The following is a 21,843-nucleotide window of genomic DNA, read 5'->3' as shown; positions in this document are numbered from 1 at the left end:
GGAAGGCTCGGGCGGAGTCGCGCGGTGCGGCGACGCGCGGCCCGATTCGCGCGCCTGGCGCGCAAGCCCGGAAAACCTTTGGCAGACAACCGAAGTCGGCGCCGGTGTGGCGGCAGGGTACAGGCGCGACGACGATCAGGGCCTGCACCGCGCGCCCGAAGACGGCGACCCTACCCACTCGCCACCAGTTTGCGCACGCCGTGATCCGACCTATCGGAATCTTTCACGCACTTGGCGCACGAACCGTCTGGGTCAGGATCTAATGTGTGCGGTATGTCTTCCGAGCGCCTCTATTTTCGGCAACTGTTGTCCGGGCGGGACTACGCCGTCGGTGATCCGATCGCGACGCAGATGCGAAATTTCGCCTACTTGATCGGTGATCGGGAGACGGGCGAATGCGTTGTGGTGGATCCGGCGTACGCCGCGGGCGATCTGGTGTCCATCGCCGAGGCCGACGGCCTGCGCCTCACCGGCGTCCTCGCCACCCACCACCATCCCGACCACGTCGGCGGCACCATGCTCGGCTTCACCCTGCGCGGTGTGCGCGAACTGCTCGAGAAGACCAGCGTCCCGGTGCACGTGAACAACAAGGAACTGGCCTGGGTCGCCAACGTCACCGGCATCGCGCCCAGCGAACTCACCGGCCACGAGCACGGCGACAAGGTCGAGGTCGGCGCGTTCGAGATCGAGCTATTACACACCCCTGGCCATACGCCAGGCAGCCAGTGTTTCCTGTTCGACAACCGCCTCATCGCGGGTGACACCCTCTTCGTCGACGGCTGCGGCCGCACCGACTTCCCCGGCGGCGACTCCGACGAGATGTTCCGCAGCCTGCGCTACCTCGCCGGCCTGCACGGCGACCCGGTCGTCTACCCCGGCCACTGGTACTCCCACGAGCCCAGCGCCGCCTTGTCGACCATCCGCGACAACAACTACGTCATGCGCCCGCAGACGCTGGAGCAGTGGCAGATGCTGATGCCGGGCTGAGCCCGCGCGACGCAGCGGCATCCTCGGCCGGCCCGCGCTGCCGGTACCCGACGACATCGGCCGCTCGGCCGCCCTACGGCGAGACGTGGCGTTCCGCCGCCCGCGTCGCCCTCGGACCCCGGCCACGCCCGCCGTCCAGCGGGCCCGCGCTGCCCATTCGGGCCTGGTGGCGTCGGGCATGACCGCCGAGGCGGGGGCCACGCAACGGCCACCACGAAACGGCGACCGAGGCTCGAGAACGCGGCGGGTGACCTTCCCGGCTCAGCGATGGAACTCCAGCACCGGCTTCCCGTCCCACTCGCCAGGATCCGGCAACGGCCTCGATCACCTCCACCAACGCCGGGTCGCCGGGTTTGCCCTGGTCCTCCAGGAAGACGACGGCGTCGCCGCTCACCCGGTAGGAGTACTTCTCGGGCCGCTTGGGTTCCCTGCGCCACAGCTCGGAACCGGTCGATCGATTCACCGCGACCAGCGCGTCCTGAGCCGGGACCGGCACCGCGTCACCGGCGTAGAGATTTACGAGAGCGGTGTATTGCCGATCCCCAGGGCGGCTTTCGACCACACCGGTTCGGGATTGGCGGGACGTCCGGTGCTGGTCGGCGCGGCAACGACGGTGGTGCTGCGTTGTCCGGCACCGACGCGTCACCCCCTGCACGCCGAAACACCCAGACTCGGCAACGCGATTCCGGCCACTACCGATCGACGCCCGATGCCCCTCCCCAATCTCCGGCTGTCCGACAGCCGGAGCCCTACGGCCCGCCCTCAGGGCGAGCCTTGCTCACATACCGCGCATCCAGCCGTGGATGTCCGCGAAGGTACCGCGCTGGATTCCGGTCAACGTGTCGCGCAGCGCCATGGTGACCTCACCCGGTTCGCCACCGCCGATGGTGAATTCGCCCTCGGCGGAACGCACCCAGCCGACGGGGGTGATCACGGCGGCGGTGCCGCAGGCGAAAACCTCGGTGATCGCGCCGGATTCGGCGCCCTTGCGCCACTCCTCCACCGAGATCTTGCGCTCCTCCACGGGGTAGCCCGCGTCGGCGGCGAGGGTCAGCAGCGAGTCTCGGGTGATGCCGGGCAGCAGCGAGCCGGACAGTTCGGGGGTCACCAGCCGCGCTTCGGAGCCGGAGCCGAAGACGAAGAACAGGTTGTTGGTGCCCATCTCCTCGACGTAGCGGCGCTCGCACGCGTCCAGCCACACCACCTGGTCGCAGCCCTTCTCGGAGGCCTGCGCCTGGGCGAGCAGCGAGGCGGCGTAATTGCCCGCCACCTTGGCCTCGCCGGTACCACCGGGCGCGGCGCGCACGTACTCCGTGGACAGCCACACCCGCACCGGCTTCACACCGCGCGGGAAGTACGCTCCGGCGGGCGATCCCAGCAGCAGGTACTTGTAGGCGGCCGCGGGCTTCACGCCGAGTCCCGCTTCGGTGGCGAACATGAAGGGCCGCAAGTAGAGCGAATCCTCGCCGCCCGCGGCGGGCACCCAGCGCTCATCGACCGCGAGCAGCTGGCGCACCGACTCGATGAACAGTTCCTCCGGCAGCTCGGCCATCGCCATGCGGCGCGCGGACTTGCGGAAGCGGGTCGCGTTGGCGTCGATACGGAAGCAGGACACACTGCCGTCGCTCTGCCGGTACGCCTTCAGCCCCTCGAAGATGGCCTGGCCGTAGTGGAAGACCATGGTGGCCGGGTCCATCGGCAGCGGCCCGTACGGCTCGACCCGCGCGTTGCTCCAGCCCTCACCCGCGGTGTAGTCGATCGACACCATGTGATCGGTGAAGAACCGGCCGAACCCCGGCGCCGCCAGAATCTCCTGTACCCGCTGCGCCGGTGCGGGCGCAGGATGGGGAACATGGGCGAACTGTGCGGCAACGGTCATGCAGGTGATCCTATCGGTGCCCGATTCGCGTCCGTCCACCTGTCGGGATTCGGCTCGGCCTCCACGCGGTTCCCGCCGTCACGCCCTCAGTTGGACCGTAGGCCCCGAGTGACCACACGCAGCGCGCGGCGAGCCCGAGGATGCCCGGCGCTCAGGCGGTACGCGCCTGCACGAACGGCGGCTTGACGACCTCACAGCGCAACCGGCGGCCGCGCACATCCACCTCCACCTCTTCACCCGGCTGGAGATCGGCATCGGTATCCAGCAGGGCGAGCGCGATGCCGACCTTGAGCGTGGGCGAGAAAGTGCCCGAGGTGGTCTCGCCGACGGGTTCGCCATCGCGCAGCACCGACTGTCCCTGACGCAGCACGCCGCGGTCGAGTGCCTTGAGCCCCAGCAGGGTTCGCTGCGGTCCCGCCGACTTCTCCTGTTCCAGTGCGGACTTGCCCCAGAACTCCGGCTTCTTCCAGCCGACCGCCCAGCCCGCTCGCGCCTGCACCGGCGAAATGCGCAGGGACAGTTCGTGTCCGTGCAGCGGGTAGCCCATCTCGGTGCGCAGGGTGTCGCGCGCGCCGAGACCGGCGGGCTGGCCGTCGGCGGCCTTCACCTGTGCCGCGAGGGCGCGGAACACCGCCTCGGCGTCGGCCCAGCGCGGCAGCAGCTCGTAGCCGTGCTCGCCGGTGTAGCCGGTCCGGCAGACGCGGACCGGACGCCCGTCCCACTCGGCGTCGGCGTAGGCCATGTACTCCATGTCGGTGGGCAGGCCGAGCGCACCGAGCACCTCGGCCGAGCGCGGGCCCTGCACCGCGAACACCGCGTACTCCCGGTGCTCGTCGGTGACGGTGATCCCCTCGGGCGCCGCCGCGCGCAGGGCCGCGACCACCGCCGCGGTGTTGGCCGCGTTCGGGACGAGGAAGATCTCGTCGTCACTGACGTAATAGGCGATCAGGTCGTCGATCACGCCGCCCTCCGGCGTGCAGCACAGCGTGTACTGCGCCTTGCCGGGACGGATCCGGCCGAGATCGTTGGTCAGCGCCGAATTCACGAACGCCGCCGCACCGGGACCCGCGACCGTCGCCTTGCCGAGATGACTCACGTCGAACAACCCGACGGCAGTCCGCACCGCCTGATGTTCCCCGACCGTCCCCGCGTACGAGACCGGCATCTCCCACCCGCCGAACGGCGCGAACGTCGCGCCCAACTCGACGTGGACTCGGTGAATCGGGCCTTGCAGCAGGTTCGTCTCGGTCACCCGGCGAGCTTAACCGCTCGGCGCACGCGCCACGGCGACCCGAACAGCCGGACGCGGGTCGACCGGGGAACCCATCGCACCTCAGGGTGCGCCAGCGGCAACGAACGGGAACCGTTCAGGTTCGCTGGAGAGGCGGCAGCAGCGCGTGTTCGCGCGAGTCGGTTACCGTCGGTCGGGTGGACATGCCGCCCGCCATCGATTCGGCTGAGCCTCTGACGCGTCGGGGTGAGTGGTTTGTTTCGACGCAGTGTGTTCGCGTCGAAACGCCCAGTTTCGAGAAGCTGGGGGACCAGTGGCTCGAGTTCGGCATTCCCGCAACACAGGTCGATCGCATCCTGGATTTTCAGAAGCGCTGGGGTGGACTGGTCCTGCCGCCGTCGGTGGACTACGACGGCGGGCCGAAAATGCTGTGGGGCGACCTGCCCGCGGGGAAGCCCGATCGTGTCGGGTGGTTCGACGCGGGTGTGCAGCGTGTGTCGATGGGCTACGCGTTCATGATCGGTCCCGCAGGGGAGTTCGGCATCGACGCAGATCAATGGGTGCCCTTGCACGCGAGCATCGAAGGCTGGATCGAATCGGTCGCGCTGGCTCACCACGCATCGACTCGAGCTCGACAGATCACCACAATTCGCGGTGACGCGATCGATGAGCTGCCGCCCCGCGACTTCGAACCCGTGCCCGAGGTTCGCGGCCTTGCCGATACCTGGTGGCGAGGGCCGGATTCGCTGATCGCGATCCATACCGGAGAGGCCGCAGGATTCGACCAACCAAGGTTGCGGGTCGCCCGCGTCTACAACGGTGATTTCGTCAGTCATCTGTGATAGCGGTGTCGACGAATGGGGACCACGCGGCGGACCACGATGAGCGGGCCGCGCGACCGGCACCGCTCCTCCACACGTCAGCCCCGGAACCACAGCGTGATCAGGACGAACCGGGACGCCCCGCCCACACCGGAGCCGCCTCCGCTGCTCGTCAGCCTCGGAACCACATCGGGATCAGCGTCGGGCCGTTGTCGGGCAACGTATGAGTGACGCCGGTTCGGACGAACCCGTTGCGGGCATAGAGGCGGGACGAGCGTTCGGTGCTCGCCTCCAGGAAAGCGGTCTCGGAGGCGTCGGAATACGCCTTGATCCGGTCGGCGAGGATGGCGCCGCCCGCGCCTTTGCCGCGGTGCTCGGGCACGGTGACGATCGCCTGGAGGTAGCGGTGCGGGAACTCGCGCGGATGATGTTCCGCGAGCAGCGCCGTGACCGCCACCAACCTCTCCATCGGACGAACGTTCGGGACCGCCTTCGCCATGGCGCGCGCCTCGGCCGCCTCGGCGAGCACCCGATCGGCCGAGGTCACCTTCTGCCAGAGCGAGACCGCCCAGATCTCGTCGCCGGTTCCCGCTAGCCAGACCTCGTCGTCGTGGATCGCGCGTTCGACGAGGCGCGGCGTGTGTTCGGTCCGGAAGGCCTCCGCCACCTCGGGATGGTCGGCGAGTACCCAGGCCGTCACCGCCTCGTCCGTGGACCCTCTCGCGAAGGCGGCCGCGACGGCGTCGATCTCCTGAATTCCCGCTCGGCGAACTGTGGGCTGCATGATCAACCTCCCGTTGTGAACGACGTCAACGTTCGCCAATTTATGGAGCACGGTGCGGTTTAGCCACCATTTCGTCACACTTGTTGGTGTGTCGAAATCATCGGCCTGCGCCACCTGCCGACAGGCTTTGACCCAGCCGAGCCGCGGCCGGTCACGCCGCTACTGCTCACGCTCCTGTCAGGCCCGTGCCTACCGCGCTCGCCGCGACCGGCGCGTGCCCGCCGCGCGTCCGCGTCCCGCCCGGCTCACCGCGGTCGCGATCGCCCGGACCGCGGTCGAGCTGACCAATCGCGAGGGCATCGACGGCCTCACCATGCGCCGCCTCGCCAGCGAGCTCGGCGTCGCGACGGCTGCTCTCTACCGGCACTTCCCCGACCGGGAAGCGCTGCTGACCGCGATGACCGAACTCGTCCTCGCCGAAAGCCCGCCGCCCCCGGTCACCCCGACCGACTGGCGTGCCGCGCTCACTCACGAGGCCGAGCAGGAGTGGCTGCTCTACCAGCGCCATCCGTGGGTGCTGCCGGTGCTGGCCCGCACCAAGCCGCCGATCGGACCCGCCCTCTTCGACGTCCTCGAGCGCGCGTTCACCGCGCTGGACGACAGCGGCCTCACCCGTGACGAGGTGATCACGGTCTATCTCGCCTACTCCGGCCTGGTTCAAGGCTTGGCGCTGCTGCGTTCCGATCGCGGGGAGCAGTTCGAGACGCTGCCCGAGTCGCTGCGAGCCGAATTCGCCGAACTTGTCGATACTCGGCCGACCATGCGCAAACTGTTCGCCGACGGGCCGCCCGGCCCCGAGCTGGACCTCGACGCGCTGGTCGCCACCGGCGTCGAACTGCTGCTGGACGGCGTCGCCATGCGGCTGTCGAAGCAGACCGAATAGCCTGTGCCAATGACCGCTGTTGCAGATCGCTCACTCGGACCGGAATTGGCGCGCACCCTGACCATCGGGCCGGACACCGACGTGCTGGTGATCGGATTGACGTCTTCGGAGAACGGTCCGTCGATCGCGCCCGACGACCTGTTCGGCGATGTGCTCACCGCCGAGGTCCGCGCGGAGCTGCTCGACCAGCTGGGCGCGGTGGGCGCCAAGGGCAAGGCCGAAGAGCTGACCAGGGTGCCCGCACCGGCCGGGCTGGACAACGTCACCAGCGTGCTCGCCGTCGGGCTCGGCGCCGCCGACAAAGTGGACGCAGAGCAGATCCGCCGCTCCGCGGGTGTCGCGGGTCGCTCGCTCAACGGCACCGAATTGGTGGCGACCACGCTGTCGGGCCTGGATCTCGGCGCCGCCGCGGAGGGCTTCTACCTCGGCGCCTACTCGTTCAACCCGTTCCGGTCCGAGAAGTCCGCGCCCAAGCCGGACGAACAGCCGGTCGCCCGCATCGAATTCCTGGTCCCCGAAGCGGATTTCGGTGAGGAGGCGTTGTTCCGCGCCGAGCTGATCGCCGAAGCCGTCGCCACCGCACGCGATTTCGTGAACACCCCGCCCAGCCACCTGTTCCCCGCCGAATTCGCCTCGCGCGCCCAGGTATTGGCCGAAGCCGCGGGTCTCGAGGTCGAGGTACTCGACGAAAAGGCCTTGGCGGCGGGCGGTTACGGCGGCGTGCTCGGCGTCGGCAAAGGCTCGTCGCGGCCGCCGCGCCTGATTCGGCTCAGCTACTCCGGTGGGCCGAAGAAGATCGCGCTGGTCGGCAAGGGCATCACCTTCGACACCGGCGGCATCTCCATCAAGCCCGCGCAGAACATGGAGAACATGACCTCGGACATGGCGGGCGCCGCCGCGGTCATCGCCACCACCCTGCTCGCCGCGCGACTCAGCCTGCCGATCACCGTGACCGCCACTGTCCCGATGGCCGAGAACATGCCGTCGGCCACCGCGCAGCGCCCCGGCGACGTGCTCACCCAGTACGGCGGCACCACCGTCGAGGTGCTCAACACCGACGCCGAGGGCCGCCTGATCCTCGCCGACGCCATCGTCCGCGCCGCCGAGGACTCCCCCGACTACCTCATCGACGTCGCCACCCTCACCGGCGCCCAGATGGTCGCCCTCGGCACCCGCACCCCGGGCGTGATGGGCACCGACGACTTCCGCGACCGCGTCGCCCGCCTCTCCCGCGAGGTCGGCGAAAACGGCTGGGCCATGCCCCTTCCCGCCGAACTCCGCGCCGACCTGAACTCCAAGATCGCCGACCTCGCCAACGTCGCGCAACACCGCTGGGGCGGCATGCTCTCCGCGGCGCTGTTCCTGAAGGAGTTCGTGCCGGAGGGCGTGGAGTGGGCGCACCTGGATGTCGCGGGGCCCGCGTACAACACGGGTGGGCCGTTCGGGTACATCGGGAAGGGTGGTACCGGCGTGCCGGTGCGGACGTTGATCGCGGTGATCGAGGACATCGTCGGAGAGTGAGTTCGGGTGCGCCGTTCGGGTTGTCTCGGGCGGCGCACTCCTCGTTCTCTGCTGTGGTGCGGGGGTTGACCGCGTCGTCCTGACGCGCTGCGTGAGGGCGCGGTGCGGGGCGGAACGAGCAATTCCGGCGCGCTCCGCGAGCATTTCGCGCGAGGCGGGGGCAAAGCGAGCAATTCCGGCGCGGTGCTGTTCGCGACGTCACCCAGCGTATGCGTGTCCAGATCGATTACGTCCCAAGGTATTCCTCGAACAGGACTGGGCGCGTTGGGAGCCGTACCGGACCAACCTCCCGCAGTCGGTGAGCGCGCGTGCGGCGTCCGGCGTGGTCGACTGGCTGTGGTTGCGTTTCTTGGCTCGGGTCGGTCGTTCGATCGTCGTGTCTGCCGGTCCGTGCGTTGATAGACATTGTTTCTCGAATGAACCTGCGGATGGCGCACGTTATCCGGGTTTCCGCCAACGACGCTAGGCGCAAGTGTCACATACTGGCGGCCTCGCCGAAGCTGCTCGACGAGCCCAGTCGCGTGAGGCTGGCGACGGGCGAAATACGCGGGCGGAGAAACACGTCGAAAATCGACGGTAGTCAAATGGCTACTATTCGATCTTCAATTGCCGCCATATGACTACCGTCGAATCCATTTCTCTATCGATGGTAGAGAAATGGTGGTCAGGGGGTTTACAAGGCAAGGGCATTCACTTCGACAAAGCTCTCTGAACGCAACCAGAGCCGGTCGACCGGACGGAAGCCGCACCCCCGCACAATGACTGCGGAAGGTAAGCCGGGTACGGCACCCGCCGCGCCCAGCACTGCCGAACTCACAAATCCCGCAACTCCTCCTCGAACGCCCGCTGCCGCTCAATCCTCTTCCGAGCGTCGTAATCCCGCATCCGCTGCGGATACCCCGTCTTCCGAACCTCGTACACCGGAATGCTCAGATCCCGCGCCAACCGCTGAGCCCCGCGCTCCCCGACGATCCGTCGCGTCCACTCCCCGTCGGCGGCGACCAACACCACCGTGACATCCGTCATAGTGGTCTTCGGCTCCAAGTACCCCTCGACACCGATGTGGGTGCGCACCCAGTCGGCGAGGTAGCGGGCGTCGTCGTTGCCCGAGGTCGACGCACGTGCGGCGGGACCGCCCCGGTTCAGAGCGCCACGGAAACGATCCAGCAGACCCATCGACGCCGACCTCCTTTTGTACACCGGACAAATGCTCACACCCGGTCCTCCCATACTGCCAGCTTCCCGGTAGAGACATGCCCTGTGCTACACGCCACGCGGACGAGTGCAAGGATGGACCGCGGTACAAGAACCGCACAGATCTCCGGTGCCACTCAGAATGATGGTGGCTTCCGGGTTTTCACCGCGACCAGCGGAGGGCGACCCGCCAGAGATCAACTGTTGTAGAACCCGTCGAGCAGTCAGAGGAGTCAACGGACATGGCCTTCTCCGTCCAGATGCCGGCTCTTGGTGAGAGCGTCACCGAGGGAACGGTGACCAGGTGGCTGAAGCAGGAAGGAGACACGGTCGAGGTCGACGAGCCGCTGCTCGAGGTCTCCACCGACAAGGTCGACACCGAGATCCCGTCCCCGGCGGCGGGTGTGCTGTCGAAGATCGTCGCCCAGGAAGACGACGTGGTCGAGGTCGGCGGTGAGCTCGGCGTGATCAGCGACGCCGGTGAGGCGCCCGCAGCCGAAACCGCGCCCGCGCCCGAAGCCGCCGCACCGGCCGCCGCCGAAGAGTCGGTCGAAGCCGAACCCGAACCCGAGCCCGCCGCACCGGCTCCCGCCGAGCAGCCCGCCGCCGCGTCGGCAGGCGCCGCCGACGGCACTCCGGTGAAGATGCCCGAGCTGGGCGAGTCGGTCACCGAAGGCACCGTCACCCGCTGGCTGAAGTCGGTCGGCGACACGATCGAGGTCGACGAGCCGCTGCTCGAGGTCTCGACGGACAAGGTCGACACCGAAATCCCCTCGCCCGTCGCGGGCACCCTGCTGGAGATCACCGCGCAGGAAGACGACGTGGTCTCCGTCGGCGGACAGCTCGGCGTGATCGGCAGCGGTTCCCCCGCCGCCTCCGCCCCCGCGCCCGCTCCGGCCCCCGCGCCCGAAGCCAAGCCCGAACCGGCCCCGGCCCCGGCTCCCGAGCCCAAGCCCGAACCGGCCCCCGCCGCCGCGGCTCCCAAGCCCGCCCCGGCTCCCGCCCCGGCCCCCAAGCCCGCCCCGGCTCCGGCCAAGGCTCCGGCCGCCGACGGCAACGGCGCCACCCCGTACGTCACCCCGCTGGTGCGCAAGCTCGCCGAGGAGAACAACGTCGACCTGGCCTCCGTGCAGGGTTCCGGCGTCGGTGGTCGCATCCGCAAGCAGGACGTGCTCGCCGCCGCCGAGGCCAAGAAGGCTCCGGCTCCGGCCGCCGCGCCCGCTCCGGCCGCCGCCGCGCCCGCCGCCAAGGCTCCGTCGGCTCCGGCCGCCTCGCAGCTGGCGCACCTGCGCGGAACCACCCAAAAGGCCAACCGGATCCGGCAGATCACCGCCACCAAGACCCGCGAATCGCTGCAGACCACCGCGCAGCTGACCCAGGTCCACGAGGCCGACGTCACCAAGATCGCGGCGCTGCGCGCGCAGGCCAAGCGCGCGTTCAAGGACCGCGAGGGCGTCAACCTGACGTTCCTGCCGTTCTTCGCGAAGGCGGTCGTCGAGGCGCTCGGCGTGCACCCGAACGTCAACGCCTCCTACGACGAGGGCGCCAAGGAGATCACCTACCACGCCTCGGTGCACCTCGGCATCGCCGTCGACACCGAGCAGGGCCTGCTCTCCCCGGTGATCCACAACGCCAGCGACCTGTCGCTGGCCGGTCTGGCCCGCGCCATCGCCGACATCGCCGACCGGGCCCGCAACGGCGGCCTGAAGCCGGACGAACTGTCGGGCGGCACCTTCACCATCACCAACATCGGCAGCCAGGGCGCGCTGTTCGACACCCCGATCCTGGTCCCGCCGCAGGCGGCCATGCTCGGCACCGGCGCGATCGTCAAGCGCCCGGTGGTGGTGACCGACGAGACCGGTAACGAGTCGATCGGCGTGCGCTCCATGTGCTACCTGCCGCTCACCTACGATCACCGCCTCATCGACGGCGCGGACGCCGGTCGCTTCCTGACCACGATCCGCCACCGCCTCGAAGAGGCCGCGTTCGAGGCCGATCTGGGCCTCTGACCCGGGGAAGGTTCGTCCCGCATGAAGGTCGTGATCGCCGGTTCGTCCGGGCTGATCGGGACGGCGCTCGTCGCGGCACTGCGCCGCGACGGGCACGAGGTGGCTCGGCTGGTGCGCCGTCCCGCCGCCGCTCCGGACGAGTTCGTCTGGAATCCCGCCCGCGCCGAGCTCGACGAGCGGGCGTTGCGCGGAGCGGACGCGGTGGTCAACCTGTGCGGGGCGAGCCTCGGACGACGCCGCTGGAACGGCAGCTACAAACAGGAGTTGCGCGACAGCCGCATCACCCCGACCGACGTCCTCGCCAACAAGGTGGCCGCCGCGGGCGTGCCGGTGCTGGTCAACGCCAGCGGCGTGCACTACTACGGCGGCGCCACCGGCGACCGCGTCGTGGACGAATCCTCCCCCGCCGGTTCGGGTTTCCTCGCCACGCTGTGCCGTGACTGGGAAGCCGCGACCGGTCCCGCCACCGCCGCGGGCGTGCGCACGGTGCTGTTGCGCAGCGCCGTCGTGCTGTCCAAGCACGGCGGGATGCTCGGCATGCTGCACCCGCTGTACTGGCTCGGCCTCGGCGGACGGCTGGGCAACGGGCGTCAGTACACCCCGTGGATCTCGCTGGACGACGAGATCGGCGCGATCGTCTTCGCGCTCACCAACGACACCGTGTCCGGGCCGATCAACACGGTCGGCCCGGCCCCGGTCACCAACGCCGAATTCAATCGCGCACTCGGCCGCGCGCTGCACCGCCCCACCCCGCTGGTGCTGCCCGCGTTCGCGCTGCGTGGGCTCATCGGCGAGTTCGCCGACGAGGCTATTCTGCGCGGGCCGCGGGCGATCCCGACGGCGTTGGAGGAGGCGGGGTATCCCTTCCGTCACCCCACGATCGGCGCGGCGTTGGCGGCGACCATCGGTCGCGACGGCGACGACAGGTGATCCAGCCCGCATTGCCGCAGGTTCCCGGACGCGCGATGATCGGGTTCGAACACCGACGGTAGGCCCGCACACAGCGCGCTCGCCGCCGACCTCCTTCGCCGAACCACGGAGCACACCGTTGACCGCCATGGACACCCGTCACGCCACCGTCATCCGCGACGCGCGCGAAGGTGACCTGCCCGCGATCCTCGACATCCACAACGCCAACATCGCCACCTCCACCGCCATCTGGGACATCGACGAAGTCGGCATCGACGAGCGCCACACCTGGTTCCGCTCCCGGGTCGAGGCGGGCATGCCCGTCCTCGTCGCCGAGGTCGACGGCGAAGTCGCCGGATACGCCAGCTACGGCCAGTGGCGGCCGAGGGTCGGATACCGCTACTCCGTGGAGAACTCGGTCTACATCGCCGACCGCTTCCAACGCCGCGGCCTGGCCAGCGCCCTGCTCACCGAATTGATCGACCGCGCCGCGACATCCGGACGCGTGCACGCGATGATCGCCGCCATCGAATCGGGGAACGCCGCGTCGATCGTGCTGCACGAGCGATTCGGTTTCATGGTGGTCGGCCAATTGCCCGAGGTGGGACACAAATTCGGCCGCTGGATGGACCTGACGTTGATGCAGCTGACGCTGCCGGTCGAGGTGGGCTGAATCCGCCGCGTTACCGGATCACGGCAAATCCGTAGAGTCTGCTGCCCGCCAGGATGAACCGTCCCATCGTCGACGCCCTCGGCGATGCGGGCTCCCTCGCCGACTACCAGGTCTGGCCCACCGGCCACCTCGGCAACATCGAGGCGGCCGACCGCTGCCTGCCGATCGAGGCGGGCACCGTTTCAGCTGACGGGGTAAGCCCCTGGCGTACACGAATTCGGTCGTAACTAGGTCACCACGTAACGGACCACCGCGCCGACGATGCTGCCGCCGTTCCCGACCACGCCGTTACCGAGAGAACTCACACCCAACCCGCTTCAGACCCTGCCGGCGCGCTGGCTACCTCGCGCTCACGCCACATCGCGACTCGCTCGCCGGACCCGTGGCGTGCTCACAGCTGGAACGGAGTTGCTCCGGACAAGCCCTTCCCCGCGGAGCTCCCGAGCCCGACCGAGCCATCCGTCCGGCGATGCACCCCGCAGCGCGAAGCACGTCCCGCGGCGCCCTGACGATTCCGTCCGGACCTACCATTTCACTCGGGCGGATGAGCCCGAACCTCGGCGGCCGACGGGACGCACCCGGGCGGCACCGCAAGCCTGTGGCATACCGCACACCCAGTCCCTACCGGCCTCCAAACCGCGGGGCGTACCGTCAACGGCGTGAACGACACGCGCACCACTTGGTCCGCCCGCTTCGATCGCACCCCGATCGTCGTCGAGGATCTCGGTCTCATCGACTACCACGCCGCCTGGGACCTGCAGCGAACCATCGCCGCCGAACGTGCCGAAGGCCTCGGCTCCGACCACCTGCTGCTCCTCGAACACCCCTCCGTCTACACCGCGGGCCGCCGCACCGAGGACGCGGACCTGCCGATCGACGGCAGCCCCGTGGTGCAGGTCGACCGCGGCGGGAAGATCACCTGGCACGGTCCAGGACAACTCGTCGGCTACCCGATCATCCGGCTGGCGGAGCCCGTCGACGTCGTCCAGTACGTGCGTCGCCTCGAGGAGGCGCTGATCTCGGTGTGCACCGAACTCGGCCTCATCGTCGGCCGCGTCGAGGGCCGCTCCGGCGTCTGGCTGCCCGCCAACGACTGGTCCCCCGAACGCAAGATCGCCGCCATCGGTGTGCGCGTGCAGCGCGGCGTTGCCCTGCACGGCCTTTCGTTCAACTGCAATTCCATGGACGGTTTCGGGGCCATCGTCCCCTGCGGCATCCGCGACGCGGGCGTCACCACGTTGACCCGCGAACTCGGCCGTGAAGTCACCGTCGCCGAGATCAAGCCACTGGTCGCCGATGCGATCGTGCGCGCGCTGAACGGCGATCTCCCGGTCAGCGACCACGACATCAACCGGCCCGCGGCCAGCCCCACCGCCGGCATCACGGCGACCACGACCGCCATAAAAGCCGCCGACGGCGCAGGCGAGGCTGCCGCAGACTCCGCGGCACCGAAGAGTTCGACAGCGGACGTGAAGGTCGCGGACAACGGCACCGCGCCCGCGGGCGCGGCCACCGCCTCGACGGCAGACCGCGCCATCGACGCATCCCACAGCGCGGCTCCCGCCACCCCGACGGCGGCCGACACCCGAGGCGTAAGGTCGATCAAGTGACCTCAGTCGACACCCCGACACCGCACAACGCGTCCGCACCCAACGGCCGCAAACTCCTGCGCATCGAAGCCCGCAACGCGGAAACCCCCATCGAGCGCAAACCCAAGTGGATCCGCACCCGCGCCACCATGGGCCCCGAGTACACCGAACTCAAGGGCCTGGTGAAGCGCGAGGGTCTGCACACCGTGTGCGAAGAAGCAGGCTGCCCCAACATCTTCGAATGCTGGGAAGACCGCGAGGCCACCTTCCTCATCGGCGGCGAACAGTGCACCCGCCGCTGCGACTTCTGCCAGATCGACACCGGCAAACCCGCCGCCCTCGACCGCGACGAACCCCGCCGCGTCGCCGAAAGCGTCCAGGCCATGGGCCTGCGCTACTCCACCATCACCGGCGTCGCCCGCGACGACCTGGAAGACGGCGGCGCCTGGCTCTACGCCGAAACCGTCCGGGCCATCAAGGCTTTGAACCCCAACACCGGCGTGGAGTTGTTGATTCCGGACTTCAACGCCGACCCGGACCAGCTCGCCGAGGTCTTCTCCTCACGCCCAGAAGTCCTGGCGCACAACCTCGAAACGGTTCCGCGCATCTTCAAGCGCATCCGCCCGGCGTTCCGCTACGAGCGCTCCCTTGCCGTCCTGACCGCCGCCCGCGAAGCAGGCCTGGTCACGAAGTCCAACCTCATCCTCGGTATGGGCGAAACGCCGGAGGAAGTCACCCAGGCCATGCGCGACCTGCACGAGGCGGGCTGCGACATCCTCACCATCACGCAGTACCTCCGCCCCTCCCCCCGCCACCACCCCGTGGACCGCTGGGTGAAGCCGGAGGAATTCGTCGAACACTCGAAGGTCGCCGAAGAAATCGGCTTCGCCGGAGTCATGGCAGGCCCCCTCGTCCGCTCCTCCTACCGCGCAGGCCGCCTCTACGCCCAGGCGATGACCCACCACGGCCGCGAAATCGCCCCCACCATGGCCCATCTCGCCGAGGAAGGCACCGCCTCCCAGGAAGCCTCCTCCGTCCTCGCCCGCTTCGGGAGTTGATTCCCGACCGTCACGTCGACGCACAGACAGCGAGCCGGCCAGAACCTCACAAGTTCCTCGGTAACCGCGGAAAACGTCAGCGCCGTGGGCGTCGCGCCCGGCGGATGGTCAGAATGGCCGAACTTGGTTGTCGACAACACCGACCCAGATGTAGTCGCGTGCTCTGGTCAGCGCGACCATCGTCTGTCGGGCAGCCAGTTCGGCTCTGTCGCGTTCGGCCCCCGTCAGCTCGGCGACCGGTGCGCCGGAGCGAGTGGTGATGTGGAAGACCGCGGCGAAATCCACTCCCTTCGCCCGGTGCACGGTGCCGGTCTTCACCGCTCCGTGCTGTGTGCCGTCGTAGCGGGTGAGCGGCAAGGTCGGTATACCGGCCTTGGTGAGCCGGTCGGCCAGCCGTGCCGCTTCACTCTTCGTGTTCGTCAACACGGCGATGTCGGTGATCGTCGCGGCCGCGTTCTCGACCGCCTCGATCAATCGCGTCTCGACATCCGACCGTCGCCCCGTGTATCCGTCGGCGCGGCCGCCGGGTAGGACCACCTCGGTGTCGCGCAGGACGAATCCCGGGCCACCATCGAGATCGTCGACGACGTTGGTGGCGTCGATGGACTTCGCATAGTCGTGTACGGCCATGCGGTTGCGGTAGTTGACCCGCAGAACAGCACCGCGGCCGACAATCGGGATGCCCGCATCCGACAGCGTCCAGCCACCGGGATACACCTGCTGCTGGCCATCCCCCACCAGCAAAGCTGAGAATCGGCGCGCCCACCCGCGATCTGGTGCACGAGCTGGAGTTCCAAGAGGGTGAAATCTTGGACCTCATCGACAACGACCAGCCCGTACGGTTCCTCGAACGGACGACGCCTCAGTTCCGCCAGAGCGGCGCTGACCACGTCGTTCAGATCGCAGACTTCGTGCTGCTCCAAAATGGCCTGGTAGGGCTCATATATTGCCTTCCACACGGTTTCGCGCCGACTATCGGTGAGGATGACACGGTTCCGGCCGGTGCGGTTGATCCCCTGATACTCCTTCAAGGAGGTGACACCGCGCCCCTTGATGACGCGTTCGAGTTCGTCTTTCCAGTATTCGACACCGGTGCCTTTGATATCGGCCAGGTGTTCGCGCGCCTTCAACCAGGTATGGGAGTAGGCGTTGTCGCATACGTCGGTGTTCAGCCGGGGCATGACATCGCGTTGGCGGAGAAAGCGAACCGCCCATGCGTGCAGACTGGTGAACTCGGCACGATCGCCGACGTGCGGCGCGAGCCTTTCGAATCCCGACCGATGGTAGGTAGGCAGCGTCTTGACGAAGCTGGTGAACAGCAGGCGCCCGGAATTGTGTTTAGCGAACCGGGCCATCCGATGCAGCGCGACTACGGTCTTTCCGGTACCGGCTGGCCCGCTGAACCTCGCCGGGCCATTGAAATTGCGGTTGACGAGGGCGAGTTGCTCGGGATCCAGGAACGTCATCCACTCGGCGAACGGGCGTCCGAGCATGCGGTCACGCTCATGCTCACGCACCTCGACCTCGGTGAAAAGACCTTCCGCTTCGACAGTTTCCGCGGCCGGCGCTTCGTCGGTGGTAATGCGTTCGTACCCACTCAGCCGAGCGGAGGCTGTCTTGGCAAGGTGGCGAGCAGAATTCGACTGCAGCGCCTTGTCGTTTCCGAGCAGGTTCGAGCGCAGAGTCGCCGCGGTCGCCACCCGAAATCGGCCGTCGGCCGCCATCGGCGTGTCGGCCGAAGACACCAGAACCACTTGTATCATGTGCGGAACATATTGCCTGCGACCGGAATAGAGATTCGCGAACGTCTCCTCCGCATGCCGTCGCACCGAACGCAGTTCCGATTCACCCGGCACCTCATCGGCGAAGACGAGCGCGAACACCCCGGTCCGTCCCACCGCGAATGCCGCCGCACGGTCGACAGGCGGATACTCCGGTTCCCGCGCCACAAGCAGATGCCACCCGGATTCCATCAGAGCAACCGACAGAATCCGACGATGCCATGGCCCCAACCCGGTGAGTGTGGCGAGCTTTCCCTCGACCCAATGCCTGCGACGTTCCCGTGCGATCGAGACCATCGCACCCCCTCCCATTCGAATCAACCCCTACCGAGCAGAATAACCGCGAACCCGTCTGCTGTCCCGAGTTATGCCCAGCTTCAATACATTTCGCGCTGTCAACAGGTTCGCTGATCAACGATTCAGCGCACGCGATCGCCGGTACGTCATCAGCGGCGGGAGGCTGGGCGGTGAGCGCCTCGGTGCACGCACCCGCCCGGACTCGGCCAACGCCACCGCCGCCAGCGCGGCGGTGGGTCGCCCGCCAGCTGCCTCGCTTCCGCGATGAGCGCGCTCGCCTCCTCCAGTGGCAGGGCGAGGGTGATCCGGCTCTGCCCACGCCCGCTGCGGTCACCCCGAAAGAGATCGACCCCCCGGACCACCAGCGCGATGTGCGGCTGGAACGGTGCCTGCTGTTCGTCGCATGCACCCCCGCCGGTGAGGAATTGTCGTCACCTAGCACGGAGCACCGAGCCGATTCCTCAGCGCTGGCATCCGCACAGCGCTCGATCGGTCGCTACGGTGTTCACCAAATGAACGGTTACGGTCGATGAAAGCAATACGCGCGCGGTTCCGAAAGTCCTTGATAGCCAGCATCATCACCCTCGCCTGCGGTGCGACGCTCACAGTGTCGCTCACCTCCTGCACAAAAGAATCCCGGACCGACGGCCGCGGCTATCAGCACTCGATCGATCCCGATCACATCAGAGAGGCACTGGAATTCGCCCGGTTCGAGCTCGCGCCCGGCGTCACCGTTCTCGGCGTGAGCTTCACGAGCGGACTCGACGACTATTACGACATGTCGATGACAGCAACGCGAGAAGCGATCGACGAAACGCTGCGAATATCCGACTTCCACGGCGAATTCCAGACCTCGTACGCCAGGTATCCGGATGTCGTCGATGGGCCACGGCTGGTCGACAACTCACCGCTCGTCCGAGCTGCATGGGATCGGAGCAGGACCCCGGACGGTAACCATCGAACGTCCCGCACAGTTCGCGTCGACGAGCGGGAACCTCAGCGGATCCTGCTGCACGTCATGGTCGCCGAGATATAGAGCCTCTCGGATGCCATGTTTCGAATGACGACGAACTCCGCGATTACCGTATTGCGGCCCGGCTCAGCGATGCTCGGCCGCGCGGGTGAATCGCGCGCCCCATTCCTGCACGCGGTCCACGAGCACCGCTGGGCTCAGCACGCGGAACTCGGCGCCCACGGTGCCCAAGGCCAAGAGCGGCCAATGTAGTTCGTCGGCGGTGAGGTCGATGCGGGAGCGGTTGTCCGGGAGGTCGGTGACGGTGCACCAGCGGCCGATGCGGGAGCGGACGAGGTCGGCGGGCGCTTCGATTTCGGCAGAGACCTCGTAAGAGGGTCGGAGGGAGCCGATTCCGTTGCGGACGAAGGTGGCGGCGTCGGGGGCGGGGAGATCACGGGGGCGGAAACGAGCGCCGGTGGGGACGGAGCCGGAAATGCGATCGACGCGGAAGCTGCGCCAACCGTGGCGGGTGAGGTCGTAGGCAACCAGATACCAGCGGCGGCCGAGGGAGACCAGCCGGTGGGGTTCGACTTCGCGATCAGTGGTGGCGTTGCCAGCGGCGGTGTAGGTGAAGCGCAGGCGTTCCTCCGCGCGGCAGGTCATCGCGAGGTCAGTGAGGACGGCCGGGTCGACGTCGGCGAGCGGGACGGTCCAGCCGGTGGAGACGGTCATCGCGCGCAGGGCGTCGACACGGCGGCGCAGGCGGGTCGGCAGGACAGTAACCACTTTGGCCAGGGCGCGGATCGATGGTTCGGCCAGACCGTCGACGGCGCCCTGGGAACCAGCCTGAAGACAGACGGTCAACGCGACTGCTTCCTCGTCGTCGACGACGAGCGGGGGCAGCGCGGCGCCCGCGGCGAGCTGGTAGCCCCCGTCAACACCGGGGCGGGCATCGACGGGGTAGCCGAGGTCGCGCAGGCGGTCGATATCGCGGCGCAGGGTGCGGGCGGAGACGCCCAGGCGCTCAGCCAGTTCCGCTCCCGGCCAGTAGCGATGGGTCTGCAGCAGCGACAGCAGTCGCAACGTGCGCGCACTCGTATCAGCCATATTCTCAGTATCGCGGACATTGCGGACGAAAACTGGCCGCAATTGCTTCTACCTTGGGATTCACACCGATCACGAGAGGAACCCGCTCATGACCACCGCCACGCTCCCCCAGCTCGACTCCGAACGCGCCGACATCCTCGAAACCCTCACCAAGGCCCGGCATTTCCTGCGCTTTACCGCTCGGGATCTCACCGACGAGCAGGCCGGTCAGCGCACCACCGCCAGCGAACTGTGTGTGGGCGGGCTCATCAAGCACGTGACGCTGGTAGAGCGGAAATGGGCGCAGTTCATCGTGGAGGGGCCCACGGCGCAGCCGGACTTCGAATCGATGACCGAGGCGGATATCGCCGAGTGGAGCAGCCAGTTCACGATGCTGCCGGGTGAGACCCTCGCCGACGTGCTCGCCGAGTACGAGAAGGTCGCGGCCGAAACCGACCAGCTGCTGCGCGAACTGCCCGACCTCGACGTCTCCCATCCGCTGCCGAATGCGCCGTGGTTCGAGCCCGGTGCGCGGTGGAGCGCGCGGCGGACGCTGCTGCATATCGCCACCGAAACCGCCCAGCACGCAGGGCATGCCGATATCATCCGCGAATCGCTCGATGGTGCGAAGTCGATGGGCTGAGCGGAAACGGTTGCGGCGGAGTCGAGTCGGGACATCACCTGTCGGTGGCATTGGCACCGACAGGTGACAACCGGTAGCAAGTTCGAGATCGCCGAAACTCGCCTGCAGAACCCTCCAGGCAAGCACCGAACCAGCGCGAGTGAACTCCCGATTGCCGTAGCCCGCACCCGCAGTCGTTTCCAAGAAACCGCTGCCGCAGCATCGGCGTGATGCTTTGGAACGCCCAGTTCGCTCGCACTGCGGACAGCAAGGGTCGTCCGTCCAGCTCCAGTCGCGAGTCGGCACACTTATACCTATCCGAATCGTGGCGCTCGCCGGATCTCAGGACGCGGAAAAGACATCGCCGCAGCCGAGGCGAGGTCACTTCGCCATTGAGTGAGATCACCTGTTCTATCTAGCTTCTGGATAGACTCTCGCCGTGCTTTCCCAGAAGAAGATCCGATTCGGGTCAGGTCGGCGCGGCGGTGTCCGTCTGCGGCAGTTGATGATTCGGCTGAGCATGGGCGTGGCTCCCGTGCTTGTCGCCACGGCGGCTGGGTCGGCCGCGCTATCCCACGAACGGCTGACCGAACCGAATCATGCGGTGGCGGTGCCGGTTCCAGCGGTGCATGAGATCCGCCTGATGTCCGCACAGACAATTGTCGCGGTGGATGGCAAATCGCAGGTGACCGTGCCCGACAGTTGGGGGATGTCCCCGCAGAACGTCTGGGGCAAAGGGGAGACTCTTCAGGTCGCGGACTCCGCGGGCCACGGCAACCTGATGATCGCGCCGCAACCCAACCGCGGGGACTTCGCCGCCTTCACGCGAAATGTCCGTGCAAACCTGGTCAACGGCAAGGTATTCCGCACCGGCCATGTCTCGGAGGATCGCCCCCTGTCGATCGCGGGCAGGGCCGCGGTCCAATGGGAACTGACCACCACCCACAACGGCATCGACGCGGTCGGATGGATGACCGCAATCGAGGGCGACAGCTCCTACTTCCTGGTCTTCGGCTGGACCTCCCCCGATCGAGCGGCTGCGGACGGGGATACCATCCAGAACATCATCCTGTCGTTCCGGGAACTGTCCTGACTCCTGTGTATTGAGCGAGTGCGCGATTCGGAAGGGCCGGGTACGGCCGGAACGGGACGAGCGGGCGACAATTGCTCACGATGATCCACCCGACCCGAGCCAATCGCCCCGAGGCCACACGTTGAACGCCGAGCACGCGATAGCTCGGCTTTCTCCCGACCTCGCGCCGCTGTGGGACGCGCTCTATCAACGCTTCGCCTCGGGTCGTGCGGTCCAGCGGGTGCGCGTGGGTCCCCTGACCGCCGCGCAGCAGGTCGCGGTGGCCGACCTGCTCGGGCTCGCTCGCCTACCGGTGAGTACGCGACCGTGTCTCTGGCCACCGTCGGCAATGCCCGGAGCTGAGCGGTATCGGGATATATCAGATCATCAGCGGGGATGGGCAGGACGCGGTAACTACGGCGAGGTTCACGTGGGATGGGGAGGAGCTACTGCCGGTGTGAGCGCCACACCTGGCGGCGCGGCCGTAGGCCG

19 protein-coding genes and 1 pseudogene are annotated in these 21,843 nt (G+C 68.0%); 12 read left to right on the top strand and 8 right to left on the bottom strand.

From position 1 onward, the window contains the following. Positions 1-273: 273 nt before the first annotated feature. Positions 274-987, top strand: a complete 714-nt coding sequence (locus AB0H49_RS24795; protein ID WP_355004190.1) for an MBL fold metallo-hydrolase — start codon at positions 274-276, stop codon at positions 985-987. A 73-nt stretch (positions 988-1,060) separates the two neighbouring features. On the opposite strand, the gene AB0H49_RS24790 is transcribed toward AB0H49_RS24795, so the two are convergent. From AB0H49_RS24790 to gcvT, 3 genes are all read right to left on the bottom strand, one after another. Continuing rightward, positions 1,061-1,483, bottom strand: a complete 423-nt coding sequence (locus AB0H49_RS24790) for a hypothetical protein (protein WP_357254730.1) — start codon at positions 1,481-1,483, stop codon at positions 1,061-1,063. Positions 1,484-1,765: 282 nt separating this feature from the next. Continuing rightward, complete coding sequence (locus tag AB0H49_RS24785) at positions 1,766-2,866, bottom strand: branched-chain amino acid aminotransferase (RefSeq protein WP_355004187.1); 1,101 nt, start codon at positions 2,864-2,866, stop codon at positions 1,766-1,768. 151 nt (positions 2,867-3,017) lie between these two features. Then, a complete protein-coding gene (gene gcvT, locus AB0H49_RS24780) occupies positions 3,018-4,118 on the bottom strand; it encodes a glycine cleavage system aminomethyltransferase GcvT (protein WP_355004186.1) in 1,101 nt (366 codons plus the stop codon). Between the two features lie 176 nt (positions 4,119-4,294). Here gcvT and AB0H49_RS24775 point away from each other — a divergent pair, with 176 nt between their 5' ends. After that, positions 4,295-4,939, top strand: a complete 645-nt coding sequence (locus AB0H49_RS24775) for a hypothetical protein (protein WP_357254727.1) — start codon at positions 4,295-4,297, stop codon at positions 4,937-4,939. 151 nt (positions 4,940-5,090) lie between these two features. Here the strand turns inward: AB0H49_RS24775 and AB0H49_RS24770 are convergent, their stop codons facing one another. Beyond that, the gene (locus AB0H49_RS24770; RefSeq protein WP_357254725.1) at positions 5,091-5,702 is read right to left on the bottom strand and encodes a GNAT family N-acetyltransferase; all 612 of its coding nucleotides are present in this window, start codon (positions 5,700-5,702) and stop codon (positions 5,091-5,093) included. Between the two features lie 88 nt (positions 5,703-5,790). Here AB0H49_RS24770 and AB0H49_RS24765 point away from each other — a divergent pair, with 88 nt between their 5' ends. Beyond that, entirely contained in the window at positions 5,791-6,585 is a 795-nt protein-coding gene (locus tag AB0H49_RS24765; protein ID WP_357254723.1) for a helix-turn-helix domain-containing protein, read from the top strand. 9 nt (positions 6,586-6,594) lie between these two features. Next, positions 6,595-8,106: a leucyl aminopeptidase gene (locus tag AB0H49_RS24760; RefSeq protein WP_357254721.1), complete on the top strand. Its 1,512-nt coding sequence runs from the start codon at positions 6,595-6,597 to the stop codon at positions 8,104-8,106. Positions 8,107-8,919: 813 nt separating this feature from the next. On the opposite strand, the gene AB0H49_RS24755 is transcribed toward AB0H49_RS24760, so the two are convergent. Beyond that, complete coding sequence (locus AB0H49_RS24755) at positions 8,920-9,282, bottom strand: oxidoreductase (RefSeq protein ID WP_355004180.1); 363 nt, start codon at positions 9,280-9,282, stop codon at positions 8,920-8,922. Between the two features lie 260 nt (positions 9,283-9,542). On the opposite strand from AB0H49_RS24755, the gene sucB reads away from it, so the two are divergent. The 5 genes and pseudogenes from sucB (at position 9,543) to lipA (ending at position 15,538) form a co-directional block, all read left to right on the top strand. Next, positions 9,543-11,309 (top strand): 2-oxoglutarate dehydrogenase, E2 component, dihydrolipoamide succinyltransferase, encoded by a 1,767-nt coding sequence (sucB, locus tag AB0H49_RS24750; protein WP_357254718.1) that lies wholly within the window; start codon positions 9,543-9,545, stop codon positions 11,307-11,309. A 21-nt stretch (positions 11,310-11,330) separates the two neighbouring features. Further along, complete coding sequence (locus tag AB0H49_RS24745) at positions 11,331-12,239, top strand: TIGR01777 family oxidoreductase (protein WP_357254716.1); 909 nt, start codon at positions 11,331-11,333, stop codon at positions 12,237-12,239. Between the two features lie 127 nt (positions 12,240-12,366). After that, positions 12,367-12,891, top strand: coding sequence for an N-acetyltransferase family protein (locus tag AB0H49_RS24740; RefSeq protein ID WP_357254852.1), 525 nt, complete (start codon positions 12,367-12,369; stop codon positions 12,889-12,891). Between the two features lie 659 nt (positions 12,892-13,550). After that, positions 13,551-14,246: pseudogene (lipB, locus tag AB0H49_RS24735) on the top strand (lipoyl(octanoyl) transferase LipB); the annotation flags it as partial. Positions 14,247-14,497: 251 nt separating this feature from the next. Beyond that, the gene (gene lipA, locus AB0H49_RS24730; protein ID WP_357254714.1) at positions 14,498-15,538 is read left to right on the top strand and encodes a lipoyl synthase; all 1,041 of its coding nucleotides are present in this window, start codon (positions 14,498-14,500) and stop codon (positions 15,536-15,538) included. A 108-nt stretch (positions 15,539-15,646) separates the two neighbouring features. Here the strand turns inward: lipA and AB0H49_RS24725 are convergent, their stop codons facing one another. Beyond that, positions 15,647-16,012 (bottom strand): hypothetical protein, encoded by a 366-nt coding sequence (locus AB0H49_RS24725; protein WP_357254712.1) that lies wholly within the window; start codon positions 16,010-16,012, stop codon positions 15,647-15,649. Next, complete coding sequence (locus AB0H49_RS24720; protein WP_357254710.1) at positions 16,009-17,616, bottom strand: UvrD-helicase domain-containing protein; 1,608 nt, start codon at positions 17,614-17,616, stop codon at positions 16,009-16,011. Before AB0H49_RS24720 ends, AB0H49_RS24725 begins: the two co-directional genes overlap by 4 nt. Positions 17,617-18,145: 529 nt before the next feature. Here AB0H49_RS24720 and AB0H49_RS24715 point away from each other — a divergent pair. Next, positions 18,146-18,652 carry a hypothetical protein gene (locus tag AB0H49_RS24715; RefSeq protein WP_357254708.1) on the top strand — a complete coding sequence of 169 codons (507 nt, stop codon included), beginning with the start codon at positions 18,146-18,148 and terminating at the stop codon, positions 18,650-18,652. Between the two features lie 63 nt (positions 18,653-18,715). On the opposite strand, the gene AB0H49_RS24710 is transcribed toward AB0H49_RS24715, so the two are convergent. Further along, positions 18,716-19,678 carry a YafY family protein gene (locus tag AB0H49_RS24710; RefSeq protein ID WP_357254706.1) on the bottom strand — a complete coding sequence of 321 codons (963 nt, stop codon included), beginning with the start codon at positions 19,676-19,678 and terminating at the stop codon, positions 18,716-18,718. An 88-nt stretch (positions 19,679-19,766) separates the two neighbouring features. On the opposite strand from AB0H49_RS24710, the gene AB0H49_RS24705 reads away from it, so the two are divergent. Both AB0H49_RS24705 and AB0H49_RS24700 read left to right on the top strand, forming a co-directional pair. Next, positions 19,767-20,300 (top strand): DinB family protein, encoded by a 534-nt coding sequence (locus AB0H49_RS24705; protein WP_355004173.1) that lies wholly within the window; start codon positions 19,767-19,769, stop codon positions 20,298-20,300. A gap of 418 nt (positions 20,301-20,718) precedes the next feature. Further along, a complete protein-coding gene (locus tag AB0H49_RS24700) occupies positions 20,719-21,372 on the top strand; it encodes a hypothetical protein (RefSeq protein WP_357254704.1) in 654 nt (217 codons plus the stop codon). Positions 21,373-21,843: the final 471 nt, after the last annotated feature.

The sequence above is a fragment of the Nocardia sp. NPDC050713 genome (assembly GCF_040654315.1).
GTDB lineage: Bacteria > Actinomycetota > Actinomycetes > Mycobacteriales > Mycobacteriaceae > Nocardia.
The sequence above is the reverse complement of the archived record's forward strand: the minus strand, read 5'-3'. Positions and strand labels throughout refer to the sequence as shown.